A 12,929-nucleotide genomic window follows, 5' to 3' on the forward strand; every position below is an offset into this window, starting at 1 on the left:
GCAAGATGGTTCCGGCGGTACTCAGGGCGCGGACGGCCCCAGCGGGTACGCAACGGGATGCGACGGCTGATACAGCAGCATCACTCCGGCGCCCGGAATCTTCATATCGATGCAGCGCCCGAAACCCCGCTCGGCGATCTCGCCCACGAATTCCGCCCCGCGCCCGCCCAATTCCGCCATCGTCTGCTCGATGTCATCGCACATCAACGAAATCTCGTGACGCGGCGGCCCATCCGCCGGATGCACCCCGAGCTCACTCGGCCGAGTCCCGAATATGAGCCACCCCCCATGCGCATCCACATTCGGCCACCCGAGTACATCGCGAAAGAACCCCCGAGCCGCATCCGGATCTTCCGCATAGACCAGCGTGTGCACAGCGGTGATCATGCCGTGATCGTAAGCGACTTTCACCTGTGATTGTTCAGAAGGCGTCAGTCGGACGGGCGAGAGTGGGCGGCGGTGCGCAGGACTATGACCGCGACGAGGAGGGTGGTGGCGGCTGCTACGGCGACGGCGGTGGTTATGAGGGTGGGGACGGAGCGTGCGAACGAGATCATGAGGACCACTTCGACTGCCAGGCCGAGCCAGGTCAGAGCCGCGAGGGCAGTGCGGTCTACTGCGATTGCCGAGAGCAGGGCCCCTTGCAGCACCGCGAGGATGGCGCCCTGTAGGGCGAACAGCCATAGCAGGCCCTCGATCGGCGCATAGTCCTGTCCAGCGAACACCGGCGCGATCGGTGCAGCGACCGCCGCGCCCAACACCGCGATGGTCCCGATGCCGGACAGCACGGCCAGCGCATCCCGAATCGCCCGCGCCGAATGCGTGGGCTGCGCCATCCGCGGGTACAACACCACCCCCACCGCCTGCGGCAGCCAGAACGCGATCTTCGCCGCAATCGCCCCGAGCGCATACCTGCTCGCGTCCGCCTCATCCAAAACGACCCGCGCAATTATCAAATCCGCCGACGACAACGCCATCAACGCCGCCTGCACCTGCGCTGCCCGCAACACCGGCAACACGCCGACCGAACCTACGCCCCGCCCCACGGCCTCGCCCGGCGTACCGCGTGCCCGCCCTCGCGCGGCTCTCCCCTCGGTCGAACCCCCGAGCCGCGATCGCTCTGCCGCACCGTCGCGCCGAGATGCCGCGACCTCACCCTCGGAAACACCACGCCCCAGAGACGGCGGCCACTCGGTGCCGGAGTCACCGTCATCTTGTGCCCGAGCTCCACGTGCCGGTCCTTCGACCGCGATCCCAGGCAAAGGTCCTTCGACGGCAGTGCCATCTTGCGGCCCTTCGGGGGTAACACCCGGCGACCATTCAGTCTCCGGGGCAATAGCGGGGCGCGGGCGGGATGGGGGCGAGCCTGCGGTGGAGCGGGCGAATGCGGCGGCGACGATGATTCCGAGGGCAGCGCCCCACAATGCGGGTGCGGTGCCGCCACCGGCTGCGAGGACCACGAGGGCCGGGGCCACGCGCGCTACTCCGGCTGCGCCCAGGACTATGGCCAGGGCTCGGAAGCGTCTGCCGCCCTGCAGGATTCCTTGTTCGCCGGATAGCAGGACCAGGGCGGGAGCGGCGCCGAGGGCGGCGGCGCAGGCGAGCACGCTGACGTTCAGCACTGCCGTCACCACCGGCACCAGCACCGCGGCGATCACAGCGACGATCACCGCACACCGCCACTGCAACCCGCGCAGCGCCGCCACATTCGCCCCGCGCACCAGTTCCCTGGCAACCACGTTCTGGAGGGCAAGGGCGGGTACCGCGCACAAGAGTTGCACCGCGAGCAGGCTGGCGAATTCGCTGTAGCCGGTGACACCCAACCAACGGCTGGCCAGCATCTGCAGCAGATACCCCGCCACATTGGCGGTCATCGCCCCGGCCGTCACCAACGTCAGATCCGCTACAACGGGAAGACGACGGACTGCAGGCACGCGGCAATCGTCCCACCTACCGTCCCGTGGATCGCACACCCCCGGCCCACAGGTCTCCGACAACGGCGCTGCCGTCTGCCTACGCCGGCGCATGCTGCCGAACGCCAGGTCGGTTCTGCTTGCGCAACCGGTGGCGGGCGCTGACTTCCAGCGCCGGCGAGTGCCGACACAGCCCAGCAACCCGGGGCGGCCGGCTTCGCGTTCGGAACGTAGGGTGCACGCGTGAGTGACAGCCCGGCTCGGCGCGCACGGTGGGTACGGTTCGCACCCGCCTGCTACAGCGGCCTGCTGGCGCTGCTCATCACAGGCCCACTGCTCGGGCCGGGCTATCTTCTGCTGCGCGACGCAGTGAGCACGCCGCGTTCCTACCTGACGGACTCCGCGCTCGGTCTCGGCGACGCGGCCCCACGCGCAGTCCCTCAGGACGCGCTGCTGGCAGTGCTCTCGCCGCTCATCGACGGCGGTTCGATCGTCAAGGCAATACTGCTCGTCGCATTGTGGGCAGCCGGATTCGGCGCCGCGGTCCTGTCCCGCGAATTGCTTCGGGTATCGATCGGCCCTCAACTGGTCGCCGTCACGGTCGCCATGTGGAACCCATACGTCGCCGAGCGTCTGCTACAAGGCCACTGGAGCCTCCTGACCGGATATGCAGCCCTGCCCTGGACCGCATTGGCCGCCTACCGAATCCGCTGTTCGATCAACCCGGACGCCGCATCCCGCAAGCAGCCGCCACTCGAGCCGAACGCCGAAGCGGCCCCGAGCCGAAGCGGAAAGTCCGCTTCGCGCAGGAGTGCCGTGAGTTCGTGGGCGGCTCTGGCTGGATGCTTCGCGGCCGCGGGACTGACCCCGACGGGTGCGTTGCTGGCGGGCTGCACCGCCATGGTCCTGGTCGGACGCCGGAATCTGCTTGGAGCGCTCGCACTGCTGCTGGCCACGTCCGCACCGTGGTCGACCGCGACGGCACTGTCCGGCGCAGGCTCCGAACCCTCCGACCCCGCAGGAATCGCCGCCTTCGCCGCCCGCGCCGAACCCGCCCTCGGCACGCTCGGCTCCCTGGCCGGACTCGGCGGAATCTGGAACGCCGACTCGGTCCCCGCCTCCCGCACCACCCCCCTCGCCCTGATCGGCACCGCACTACTCCTGACCCTGGTAGCCATCGGCATCCGCACCACCGCCGGGATCAAGACGAGCGCAAACGGCAATGCCGGTGTTCAGTCCACACCCCCGGCCAGCACCGCACGTGTCGATGAGTCCAACACCGGCACAAAGCATTCGCCCGCCCACACGGACGAAATGTCTGACACCCGTCGCCGAGCCGATGACGTCGCATCCGAGATAGGCGACGCCGGTTCGAGTCGCGGAGCAGCCGAGCCCGCTGGCCTCGGCGCAACCCCCATCGACGACAGCGCAACCCAGTCGTCCGTCCCGAGCGACCGCACCATCGACGCCGATCCGGATTCGCCCCGAACTCCGGTCGGGACAACCGGCGAGGCCGCAATCGGCCGTCGCGCCGACAACGAATCCGATTCCGCAACAATCCCGTCGGAGCATCCCGAGGTCGGGAAAATCGCTGTCACGACCAGCGGAGACAACGCTGCACCCGCTGGCGACGGCATCGATCGTGAGAGCTTGCGAGTTGGCCGGGGGCTGCTGGTACTGGCGGCTTTCGCCGTCGTGCTGCCTGCACTGGGGGCGACATCGTGGGGTATGAGCGGTATGGAGTGGCTTGTTGCTCATGTGCCGGGGGCGGGGTTGTTGCGGGATACGCAGAAGTATGTGGCGCTTGCCATACCCGCGTATGCGCTGTGCGCCGCCGCTGGGTGTCGAGCGGTCGCCGTGCGCTTCGCGGCGAATAGCGCCGCGACGAAGGAGCCTGCCCGCTCGCCCGGGATGGCATTGACCACAACGGTATTCATCGCGCTGCTGGTGCTGCCGCTGTTCGATCTGGCTTGGGGCGTCGGCGGGGCGCTGAAGCCGGTGCATTATCCGGTCGGCTGGCAGCGGGTTGCGGAGCGGATCGATGGGCCCGGGGATGTTGCGGTGTTGCCCGGCGGGATGTTTCGGAAGTTTCCGTACAGCGGCAAGGTGGCGGTGTTGGATCCGGCGCCACGGATGTTGCCGCGCGATGTGCTGCAGACCGGTGAGCTTCCGGTGCACGGGCGCACCGTGGCCGGTGAGGGTACCAGGGCTCGGGAGGTGGAAACCGCACTGCTGCACGGTGATTCGGCACGGCGGTTGGGTGAGCTCGGGGTCGGCTGGGTTCTCGTCGAACGCACAACACCCGGACCACTCGGCGAGTCGAAAACAACACTCGCCCAGCTGGACTCGGTCTACGCCGACTCCCAACTGGCGCTGTACCGAGTCCCCGACGCCACCGGCCATTTCGAAGAATCACAGTCCGCACACCGCGTGATCGCCTACGCCGCCCACTTCCTGTGGGCCGCCCTGCTGGTCGGCGGTCTGCTGCTCGCGGCCGTATTGCGCCCACGCCGTTGACCCGAGCGGCAGCACACGCACACGAATAGGACTACAACCCACGCTCAGGGCAGGGCGTGAATCGCGCAGGCCTACAACGCCTATGACATTCGACATCGGCGACCTCCCCAGCCGGCACACGACGGGAGCACGCCGCCGCTGTCAGCCGAACAGGAACCACAGACGCACTGCGCACCGACTTCGCGATCGCTTCAAAGGGCCACGCCATCCCGAACGCCCGCACGCGCATTGCCGGTCAACGACGAGTTCGTCGCATGACCGCGATCCACAACCGATCAGGGTCCGGGCGGGATAAGCCCCGAGCTGTGCTCACCTCGAGCCGCGGCCGCGAGCACCTCGTACACACCGTTCCCGGTTTGCTCCCAAGAGAATTCACGTGCACGGGCACGCGCCTTCTCCCCCATGACAGCGCACACCTCGGTGTCGTCGACTAGCTCACCGACGGACTCGCAGAGCTGGCTCACATCGTCGACGAGCACCCCGGTCACCCCGTCGACAATGGAATCGGTGAGTCCGCGCGAACTGCGGTAACCGATCGTCGGTACCCCGTGTTGCGCCGCCTCGATGACCGCGAGGCCCCAGCCCTCCTTGCGCGAGGGCAGCACATGTACCCACGCGCGCGCGAGCAATTCGTGTTTGCGCCGCTCGTCGACGTGGCCGTGGAAGGTGACCGCGTCGGCGATGCCGAGGTGGCGGGCGTCGGCCTTCAGGTTGTCCGCCCACCAGCCGTCGCCGATCACATCGAGCCGCAGGCCGGGAATCCGACTCCGTAGCCGCGCAACAACCGCCAACGCGTCTTCGATCTGCTTGTGCGGCACCAGCCGCGAGAGCACGACGATGCGCGGCTCTTCGGTGCGCGTCTGCGCGCAGCCGGTCGGGGCGTCCACTGGAACGGGTTCGGCGCCGTTGCGCACCACCGCGATCCGGGAACCGTCCACCCCCAGCGTGGCCAGTTCCTCGGCCGAGGGCAGCGAAACGGTCAGGTATTGGTTGTGTCGATGCACCCGCGGCGAGAGCCGCGACTCGATCCACCAGCCGATCCGCCCGACGAACCGTCCGGCGACCGGCCACTGCTCCCGATGCCCGTGATGCACCAGCACCACCGACGGCGCCTTCGTCGCCGCTCCCGCGAAGAACGGGATCCCGTTCTGCGTATCGATCACCACATCGGGCCGCAGACCCCGCAGCGGCCCGATGCCGAGCCGTCCGAGTGCGATCGCGGCCAGCGCCCGCGGATAGACGGAAAAGCGTCCGCCCGCCCGGCTGATATCGATGCCGTCGACACGCTCCCGCTTCGCTGCGCCCGGATAACGTGCGGTGCGCAGGGTGACCTTGACCCCCCGCGCGGCGAGCTGCGCACCCACCTGTTCCAGGTACCGTTCGCTGCCGCCGCCCTGCGGGTGCCCGGTGTCACGCCAGCACAGCAGGAGGACTTCGCGCACGGTGGAGCTTCTCTCGGTCGGCAGGGTCACGGATTATCGCCGTACACCCTAACCCGCGCGACCAACCGGCCAATCCGCACCGCGCGGGAATTCCCACCCCAGGCAGGCGGCACTGCGGTGCGTCGCCCGCACTATGCGAGACTCTGCGCCGTGCCGACTGCTGAAACCGAGCCAGCCGAGGCCGTGGCGACGCGTGCCCCACGGCGCGGACGAGCCATGTCCCGGTTCGCGCGGCGGGCAACCTTGCGCCGGTCGCTGCGACTGCTCGGCAGTTTCCGGTTCGAGCAGACCGATCCCGCACTGTTCTACGGCGGTCTGGCCGCCGACAGCGCGGCGATGATCGGCGATTTCTACACAGATGTCACCGGACACGGCCTCGAGGGCGCGACCATCCTGGATGTCGGCGGCGGCCCCGGCTATTTCGCCGACGAATTCGTCAAGACCGGTGCCCGCTACATCCCCGTCGAGCCCGACCCATCGGAGATGCACGCCGCCGGACTCTCGGTAGCGGGCGCGGTCCGCGGGTCCGGTATGGCACTGCCGTTCCGGGATAGCGCGGTCGACATCTGCTTCTCCTCGAACGTCGCCGAGCATGTGCCGCAGCCGTGGGTCATGGCCGACGAAATGGTCCGCGTGACCCGCCCCGGCGGCTTGATCGTGCTCTCGTACACGGTGTGGCACGGTCCGTTCGGTGGCCACGAAACAGGGCCATGGCACTACCTCGGTGGTGAGTACGCAGCGCGCCGATACCGTCGCAAAACCGGCCGGGAACCGAAGAACCGCTTCGGCAAGTCGCTGTTCGCGGTCGGCGCTGCCGACGGGTTGCGTTGGGCGGCAGGCACTTCCGCAGATGTGCGCATCGCATTCCCGCGCTACCACCCGCGTTGGGCCTGGTGGGTGGTTCGCGTACCCGTGTTGCGAGAGTTACTGGTGAGCAATCTGGTGGTAGTTGCCACCAAGTCGTAGCGCTACTTCTCCAACCAGCCCCGGCGCCAGCTCCTGCGCCCGCATGCGTTGATCGTCGCCGCCCATGGCGATTCCTGAATGGCCAAGCCGACCGTCTCCAGGGTGGTCAGACCGACCTGATCAGCCAGCACTCCGACGACCGCGACCGCCTCGGCGGCCTGCATCGCGGCGGTTGCCTGCTCGATGGTCAGCGTCCGGCCCGGTAGGAAGGAAACCACCCACCCACCTGCGCCGACACTTTTAGCTTGATGCTCGGTCTGGTCGCTGGTCATCAGCGACCGACCGATCACTTGCACCGCCATGACTCTGACTCCCCAATTGCGTAATCGGTTCATGAATCGAGCGAGCTGATCAGTAGCTACAGCATGACCGGTGCAACAACAGAACGCAATAGTGCGTTCTCTGAAAAGCGAACCGACAGGTTGGAATTCGCGCTGTTCAGACGGTCGGCCCGACGGAAAACTGAAACACGTTACAGACAATCGGGCCGCAAAACTGTAACGTGTTCTCATGCATTACGACAGCCTGTTCATCGGCGGCCGCTGGACCGCACCCGCCGCCACCGAGCGCCTCCAGGTCATCTCGCCCGCGACGGTCGAGCCGGTGGGCAGCGTCCCGGTGGTCGGTCGCGCCGACGTCGACGCCGCTGTAGCCACCGCCCGGCACGCCTTCGACAACGGTCCGTGGCCGTCCACACCGCCGGCGGAGCGCGCCCAGGTATTGACGCGAGCCGCGCGCCTGATCGAGGAGCGTTCGGCCGATCTGCTGGCCACGCTCACCGCGGAAATGGGCGCACCGCAGATGATCGCGATGACGCTCAACCAGATTCCGGCGGTGGCCGCGCTCGACGCGTACGCCGGACTGGCCGAGTCCTTCCCGTGGAATGAAACCCGCACCGGCCTGTTCGGCACCGCGCGGGTCTCGCGGGAGCCGCGCGGTGTGGTCGCGGCCGTCACGGCCTGGAATGTCCCGCTGTTCCTCGCGGCCAATAAGCTCGCGCCCGCATTGCTCGCCGGATGCACGGTGGTACTCAAGCCCGCGCCGCTGACTCCGTTGACCGCCAACAAGATCGGGGAAATCTTCACCGAGGCGGGCCTGCCCGAGGGCGTGCTGTCGATCCTGCCCGCCGAGGCGGATGCCGCGGAGTATCTGGTCTCGCATCCGGGCGTCGACAAGGTCACCTTCACCGGCAGCACCGCGGTAGGTCGCAAGATCGGCGCCATTGCGACCGGACAGCTCAAGAGCGTCTCGCTCGAGCTCGGCGGCAAATCGGCGGCAATCCTGTTGCCGGATATGGATATCGCCAATATTCCGGTGCTCGCCTTCTCCGGTCTGATGAACAGCGGCCAGGGTTGCGTCGCGCAGACCCGCATTCTCGCGCCGCGCAGCCGCTACGACGAGATACTGGACGCGCTGGTCGAGCACGTGAAGACACTGAAGACCGGCGATCCCACCGATCCGGCGACGACCTTCGGTCCGCTGATCTCCGAACGTCAGCGTGACCGTGTCGAGGGCTATATAGCCAAGGGCAAGGAAGAGGGCGCGCGACTGGTGCTGGGCGGCGGCCGCCCGGCGGATGTGGACCGCGGCTGGTTCGTCGAGCCGACCATCTTCGCCGATGTCGACAACAAGTCGACGATCGCGCAGGAGGAGATTTTCGGCCCGGTCCTGTCGGTCATCCCATACGAGACCGAGGACGAAGCGGTCGCCATCGCGAACGATTCCGTATACGGCCTGGCCGGCTCGGTCTGGACCGCCGATGTCGAGCACGGCGCGGAAATCGCGGCGCGGGTGCGCACCGGAACCTACGCGATCAATTGGTACGCATTCGACCCGAGCTCGCCGTTCGGCGGTTACAAGAACTCCGGCCTCGGCCGGGAGAACGGACCAGAGGGTCTGGACGCATTCTGCGAGCAGAAGTCCCTGCTGATGCCGATGGGATGGACGGGGTAGTCAAGCTCCCGGCATAACCACCCGGACTACCGGCTGACGGCCCGGTGCCTCGACGATGCTCGGCGCACCGGCGTCGACGATTTCGACCTGCCAACCCGACGGCAGCGCATCCTGCAAACGTCCGGCAGCGCGCCGCAGCGGTGTGCTCGCGGTCGCCGGCTCGACCTGCGGCGCCGCCAGCGGGCCGATTTCCAGATCGGTCATGTTCCAACCACCTCTCATGCGTCGATCTCATCGCTGGCCGCAGGTAGGCGGACTCGCGAATCGAAAGGGAAGTAGCTCAGTCAATCCAAGTGAGACAGTTAATGATTGGCAATCGAACCGGTCGGTCATGAGACGGAAAACACGCGAAGCATAAGCCCCTCCCGGACCGGCTTCTTACCAATACGAAGCACGTCCCGGCAAATCAACCGTAGCGCACCGACGGCCGCAGATCCGGCAATCCGAGAACATCGGCGGATCGATACCGCCTGGTACGCGCATTCGCCGACCAGATTTGCTAGCGACGCAGCGACCGGCGATAGCCGGCGGGCGTCGTACCCGTGACCGCACGCAGATGCACCCGCAGCGCGGTGACGCTACCGAATCCAGACTGTGCCGCAACAACTTCGACGGGAAGTTCGGTAGTCTCCAGCAATTCTCTAGCACGCATGGTGCGCTGCGCCTCCAACCAGCGCCGCGGCGTGGTGCCCACCTCGGCTTTGAATCGGCGGATGAACGTGCGTTCACTCATCAGCGCATGCCCAGCAAGCGCCGAAACATCCGGCGCCGCTGCCGGATTCGCCGCCGCCCAGGCCATGGTCGCGGCCAGCGCGCCGGGGAAGTCACTGCCGCCCAAGGCATCCGGAATGTATTGCGCCTGACCGCCCTCGCGGTGCGGTGGTGTCACATTCCAGCGGGCCAGATCGGCCGCCACACCCGCGCCCAGCTCTCGACGCACGATATGCAGGCATAGGTCCATTCCCGCGGACAATCCCGCCGAGGTGAGCACATCGCCGTCGTCCACGTAAAGTGCGGCGGGGTCGAGCTTTACCGCTGGGAACAGTGCGGCGAATTCATCGCAATACGCCCAGTGGGTGGTGGCGGGCCGCCCGTCCAGGAGTCCGGCCCGCGCCAGGATGAACGCGCCGACGCAAATGCTGACCATGGTCGCGCCCCGTGCCGACGCGGCCCGCAGCGCATCGAGCACCTCGTCGGCCGGCGGCAGCGTGGGCAACCCGATTCCCGGAACCACCACGATGTCGGCGCTCGCCAGCGCCTCTAGCCCCTCGTCGACCCGGAGTTCGAAACCGTTCGGGGTCCACACCGGACCCGGCCGCACTCCGCAGGTCCGCATCTCGAACCCCACCGGTTCTCCGGTCTTGCCCGACCCGTGACGGAATGCCTGCACCGCACACGCCAGGTCGTAGGTCATGACGCCATCCAGCGCCAGCGCGACTACCTGCTTCACGCCCTCAGTTTGGCACGAATCCAAGCATCACCGGAATCCATGCCAACAACTACCCACCGCGAGGGTGCGGCACCCGCCTTGGGCACGTGTCGATCAGATGCCCAGACTCCTGGGCTGACGCATAGGCTCTGGCCATCACGCACAGCGCATACCCTGTGCGCAATAGCCGATCACTATGCGACGCATGCGATTTGGACAGCACCGAGAGGTCACCGGCGCTGGCGGTCGTGCTGGCGCTGGGCGGCCATCACCTCGACCGTGTGCTCACGGATCCAGCCGAGGAACTGGTGCAGCGACTCGGTGAGCCCGTGGCCGAGTTCGGTGAGTTCGTAGCTGACCCGCGGTGGTGTGGTGGGCTCGACGGTGCGCGCGATCAGGCCGTCGCGCCCGAGGGTGCGCAACGTCTGCGACAGCATTTTCTCGCTGATACCACCGATTTTGGCGTGCAACTCGGAGAACCGCAGCGGCCCGTCGGTCAGCGCGGTCAGGATCAGCATGCCCCAGCGACTCGTGATGTGATCGAGCACCTCGCGTGCCGGACACTCACTGTTGAATGCGTCACTCATGCCCTGCCAGGTAGTGGGCTCGACCTGCGAACGTACCGCCATTTCTGGAGCTTACCTGGAGGTATGTCCTTACCACAGGTAAGCCCTGCGGCCTACGCTGCCGCCATGGTCACAGTCGTTTTCGGAGCCAGAGGCAATGTAGGTCACCATGTGGTGGAGGGCCTGATTTCGAGAGGGGAACAGGTCCGTTCGACGAGCAGGGCACCCGCCGGCGCAGGCTTCCCGCCGGGCACGGAGGTCGTCGCGGCCGATCTCGAGCGGCCCGAAACGCTGCCCGCCGCTCTCGAAGGCGCGCAGCGTGTATTCCTCTACGCCAAGCCCGAGGGGATCGACGGTTTCGTGGCAGCCGCCGAGGCCGCCGGGGTCCAGCATGTGGTGTTCCTGTCGTCGGGCGCTGTGCTGCAGAGCAATGCGTCGAGCAATCCAATTGCCTTGATGCACAGCGTCATCGAGTCCGCCATCGAGAAGTCCCGTCTGAATTGGACCTTCATCCGCCCCGGCATGTTCGCCACGAACGCCCTCTGGTGGTGGCAGCATTCCATCCGCGACGAGGGCGCCGTCCGGATTCCGTATCCCGATGCCAGGACCGCACCCATCCACGAGAAGGATCTGGCAGCACTCGCGGTGACCGCGCTGACCGAGCCCGGTCACCAAGGCCAGGCCTATACCGTTTGGGGCCCGGAGTCACTGACTCTGCGCGAGCAGGTGCAGCGGATCGGTGCGGCCATCGATCGCGAGATCGCTTTCGAAGTGATTTCCGATGAACAGGCCCGCGTGGAGATGCGCAAGACCATGCCGGAGATCGGCGTCGAGGCCGTCCTGGCCGGATGGAAGGCGGGAGTCACCGAACCACCGCAGGTATCGACGATCGTCGAAGACATCACCGGCCGCCCCGCCCACACCTTCGCCCAGTGGGCACAAGATCACGCTCTCGACTTCCGCTGACCGATCAAGATCAGGTGGACCTGACGGCGGAGGCCTCTCGCGTTTTGCCGCCGTCGTTTCCACGTGATCGCCTGTCCAGTCCGAATCCTTGGCTGGGGGCCTGATTGGCGGGAATCCGAGGGTTACTGGCATTTGTGCTACTCGTGGGGGGTGGTTCGGGGGGCTTCACTGAAAGTGAGACGTATTCGAGGAGAAGGAGATGACGTGGGTGCGCCTGTGGGGATGGATTGGGAATGGGCGAGGCATACCGGTGGGGCGCTTTCCGGTGGTCAGCGGAGGCAGCTGACGGCCAAGCTCGTTGCGGGTGTGCCTCGGCTCGTTGCCGGGCAGGCCGCGTTGGCACTTGGGAGAGGCGGGAGCGGGCGGGTGGATTTCGCGGAACTCCGACTGCCCGATTCGAAGCTGGCCGAGGCCGCGGAAGAGGAAGCGCGGGAATGCCTTTCGGTGCACGTGTTGGAGCACTCGTATCGGAGTTACTTCTTCGGGCGTGCGCTCGCTGAATTCGACGGCACGAAATACGACGACGAACTGGCCTACGTCTCCTGCCTGCTGCACGATTTGCAGCTCGAACATCCAACGCCCGGAAGATGTTTCGCAGTGACCGGGGCGGAGCGCGCCGTCGACTTCGTCCTCGGCGCAGGTGCGACACCGGAGCAGGCGGAGACGGTCGGCGCCGCGATCGCCGCGCATCTCACCATCGGGGTCGCCGACAACGTCGACGATCTCGGCTTCGTTTCCGCCGGTGCGGGCGTGGACGTGTTCGGGGCTCGAATGTCCGATCTCGATCCGAACTGGGTCGAAGAACTACTGCGCCGTCATCCGCGGCACAACTTCAAACAGCACATGACACAAGCGTTCACGAACGAGGCGGCCGCGGTACCGGACGGCCGCACCCGATGGCTCATCCGAACCGCAGGCTTCCGTCAGCTGATCAGCCGCGCGCCGTTCTCCGAATAGCCACAAACGAAACCGCCCGCACCGTCCCGAAAGACGGTGCGGGCGACAACGCAGGTTTCATCGATTACTCAGCCACCACGGAGCGAGTCTTACGAGCGAGGTTCGCGGCCCGTCTCGCATCCAAGTGGCCGAAGCGCACGCGACGAAGTCGCAAGTCTCGGGCGCTCGGCCGCGAGACACAAGGGGGCCGCGAACGCAGCGCCACAGGCGCTGCAATTAG

Annotated in this window: 12 protein-coding genes; 5 read left to right on the forward strand and 7 right to left on the reverse strand. The window is 66.9% G+C overall.

Features of this window, described 5'->3' with window-relative positions:
• Positions 1–21: 21 nt before the first annotated feature.
• Together ACIBW7_RS00485 and ACIBW7_RS00490 are read right to left on the reverse strand one after the other, a co-directional pair.
• Positions 22–387 carry a VOC family protein gene (locus ACIBW7_RS00485; RefSeq protein ID WP_397042700.1) on the reverse strand — a complete coding sequence of 122 codons (366 nt, stop codon included), beginning with the start codon at positions 385–387 and terminating at the stop codon, positions 22–24.
• A gap of 44 nt (positions 388–431) precedes the next feature.
• Positions 432–1,934 carry a polysaccharide biosynthesis protein gene (locus ACIBW7_RS00490; protein ID WP_397042702.1) on the reverse strand — a complete coding sequence of 501 codons (1,503 nt, stop codon included), beginning with the start codon at positions 1,932–1,934 and terminating at the stop codon, positions 432–434.
• A 222-nt stretch (positions 1,935–2,156) separates the two neighbouring features.
• Between ACIBW7_RS00490 and ACIBW7_RS00495 the strand changes: the two genes are divergently transcribed.
• Positions 2,157–4,430 (forward strand): hypothetical protein, encoded by a 2,274-nt coding sequence (locus ACIBW7_RS00495; RefSeq protein ID WP_397042704.1) that lies wholly within the window; start codon positions 2,157–2,159, stop codon positions 4,428–4,430.
• 275 nt (positions 4,431–4,705) lie between these two features.
• On the opposite strand, the gene ACIBW7_RS00500 is transcribed toward ACIBW7_RS00495, so the two are convergent.
• On the reverse strand, positions 4,706–5,872 hold the full coding sequence (locus tag ACIBW7_RS00500; protein WP_397042706.1) for a glycosyltransferase family 4 protein: 1,167 nt from the start codon (positions 5,870–5,872) through the stop codon (positions 4,706–4,708).
• Positions 5,873–6,088: 216 nt separating this feature from the next.
• Between ACIBW7_RS00500 and ACIBW7_RS00505 the strand changes: the two genes are divergently transcribed.
• On the forward strand, positions 6,089–6,838 hold the full coding sequence (locus ACIBW7_RS00505; RefSeq protein WP_397044092.1) for a class I SAM-dependent methyltransferase: 750 nt from the start codon (positions 6,089–6,091) through the stop codon (positions 6,836–6,838).
• A 2-nt stretch (positions 6,839–6,840) separates the two neighbouring features.
• Here ACIBW7_RS00505 and ACIBW7_RS00510 read toward each other — a convergent pair whose 3' ends face one another.
• Entirely contained in the window at positions 6,841–7,140 is a 300-nt protein-coding gene (locus tag ACIBW7_RS00510) for a hypothetical protein (RefSeq protein WP_397042708.1), read from the reverse strand.
• 208 nt (positions 7,141–7,348) lie between these two features.
• Here ACIBW7_RS00510 and ACIBW7_RS00515 point away from each other — a divergent pair, with 208 nt between their 5' ends.
• Complete coding sequence (locus ACIBW7_RS00515) at positions 7,349–8,791, forward strand: aldehyde dehydrogenase (protein ID WP_397042710.1); 1,443 nt, start codon at positions 7,349–7,351, stop codon at positions 8,789–8,791.
• Here ACIBW7_RS00515 and ACIBW7_RS00520 read toward each other — a convergent pair whose 3' ends face one another.
• From ACIBW7_RS00520 to ACIBW7_RS00530, 3 genes are all read right to left on the reverse strand, one after another.
• The gene (locus ACIBW7_RS00520) at positions 8,792–8,995 is read right to left on the reverse strand and encodes a hypothetical protein (RefSeq protein WP_397042711.1); all 204 of its coding nucleotides are present in this window, start codon (positions 8,993–8,995) and stop codon (positions 8,792–8,794) included.
• 295 nt (positions 8,996–9,290) lie between these two features.
• Positions 9,291–10,241, reverse strand: coding sequence for a GlxA family transcriptional regulator (locus ACIBW7_RS00525; RefSeq protein ID WP_397042712.1), 951 nt, complete (start codon positions 10,239–10,241; stop codon positions 9,291–9,293).
• Positions 10,242–10,450: 209 nt separating this feature from the next.
• Positions 10,451–10,849 carry a winged helix-turn-helix transcriptional regulator gene (locus tag ACIBW7_RS00530; RefSeq protein ID WP_397042714.1) on the reverse strand — a complete coding sequence of 133 codons (399 nt, stop codon included), beginning with the start codon at positions 10,847–10,849 and terminating at the stop codon, positions 10,451–10,453.
• A 63-nt stretch (positions 10,850–10,912) separates the two neighbouring features.
• Between ACIBW7_RS00530 and ACIBW7_RS00535 the strand changes: the two genes are divergently transcribed.
• Both ACIBW7_RS00535 and ACIBW7_RS00540 read left to right on the forward strand, forming a co-directional pair.
• Positions 10,913–11,752, forward strand: coding sequence for an NAD(P)H-binding protein (locus tag ACIBW7_RS00535; protein ID WP_397042716.1), 840 nt, complete (start codon positions 10,913–10,915; stop codon positions 11,750–11,752).
• 222 nt (positions 11,753–11,974) lie between these two features.
• Positions 11,975–12,709, forward strand: coding sequence for a phosphohydrolase (locus ACIBW7_RS00540; RefSeq protein WP_397044094.1), 735 nt, complete (start codon positions 11,975–11,977; stop codon positions 12,707–12,709).
• The last annotated feature ends 220 nt before the right edge of the window (positions 12,710–12,929 follow it).

This window comes from Nocardia sp. NPDC049526, from assembly GCF_044465765.1.
Lineage (GTDB): Bacteria > Actinomycetota > Actinomycetes > Mycobacteriales > Mycobacteriaceae > Nocardia.

Bases quoted from the DNA above. Each gene is read 5' to 3' on its own strand.
- ACIBW7_RS00510 (WP_397042708.1), bottom strand. From the start codon at position 7,140: ATGGCGGTGCAAGTGATCGGTCGGTCGCTGATGACCAGCGACCAGACC.
- ACIBW7_RS00505 (WP_397044092.1), top strand. From the start codon at position 6,089: ATGTCCCGGTTCGCGCGGCGGGCAACCTTGCGCCGGTCGCTGCGACTG.
- ACIBW7_RS00540 (WP_397044094.1), top strand. From the start codon at position 11,975: ATGGATTGGGAATGGGCGAGGCATACCGGTGGGGCGCTTTCCGGTGGT.
- ACIBW7_RS00515 (WP_397042710.1), top strand. From the start codon at position 7,349: ATGCATTACGACAGCCTGTTCATCGGCGGCCGCTGGACCGCACCCGCC.
- ACIBW7_RS00535 (WP_397042716.1), top strand. From the start codon at position 10,913: ATGGTCACAGTCGTTTTCGGAGCCAGAGGCAATGTAGGTCACCATGTG.
- ACIBW7_RS00530 (WP_397042714.1), bottom strand. From the start codon at position 10,849: ATGGCGGTACGTTCGCAGGTCGAGCCCACTACCTGGCAGGGCATGAGT.
- ACIBW7_RS00520 (WP_397042711.1), bottom strand. From the start codon at position 8,995: ATGACCGATCTGGAAATCGGCCCGCTGGCGGCGCCGCAGGTCGAGCCG.
- ACIBW7_RS00485 (WP_397042700.1), bottom strand. From the start codon at position 387: ATGATCACCGCTGTGCACACGCTGGTCTATGCGGAAGATCCGGATGCG.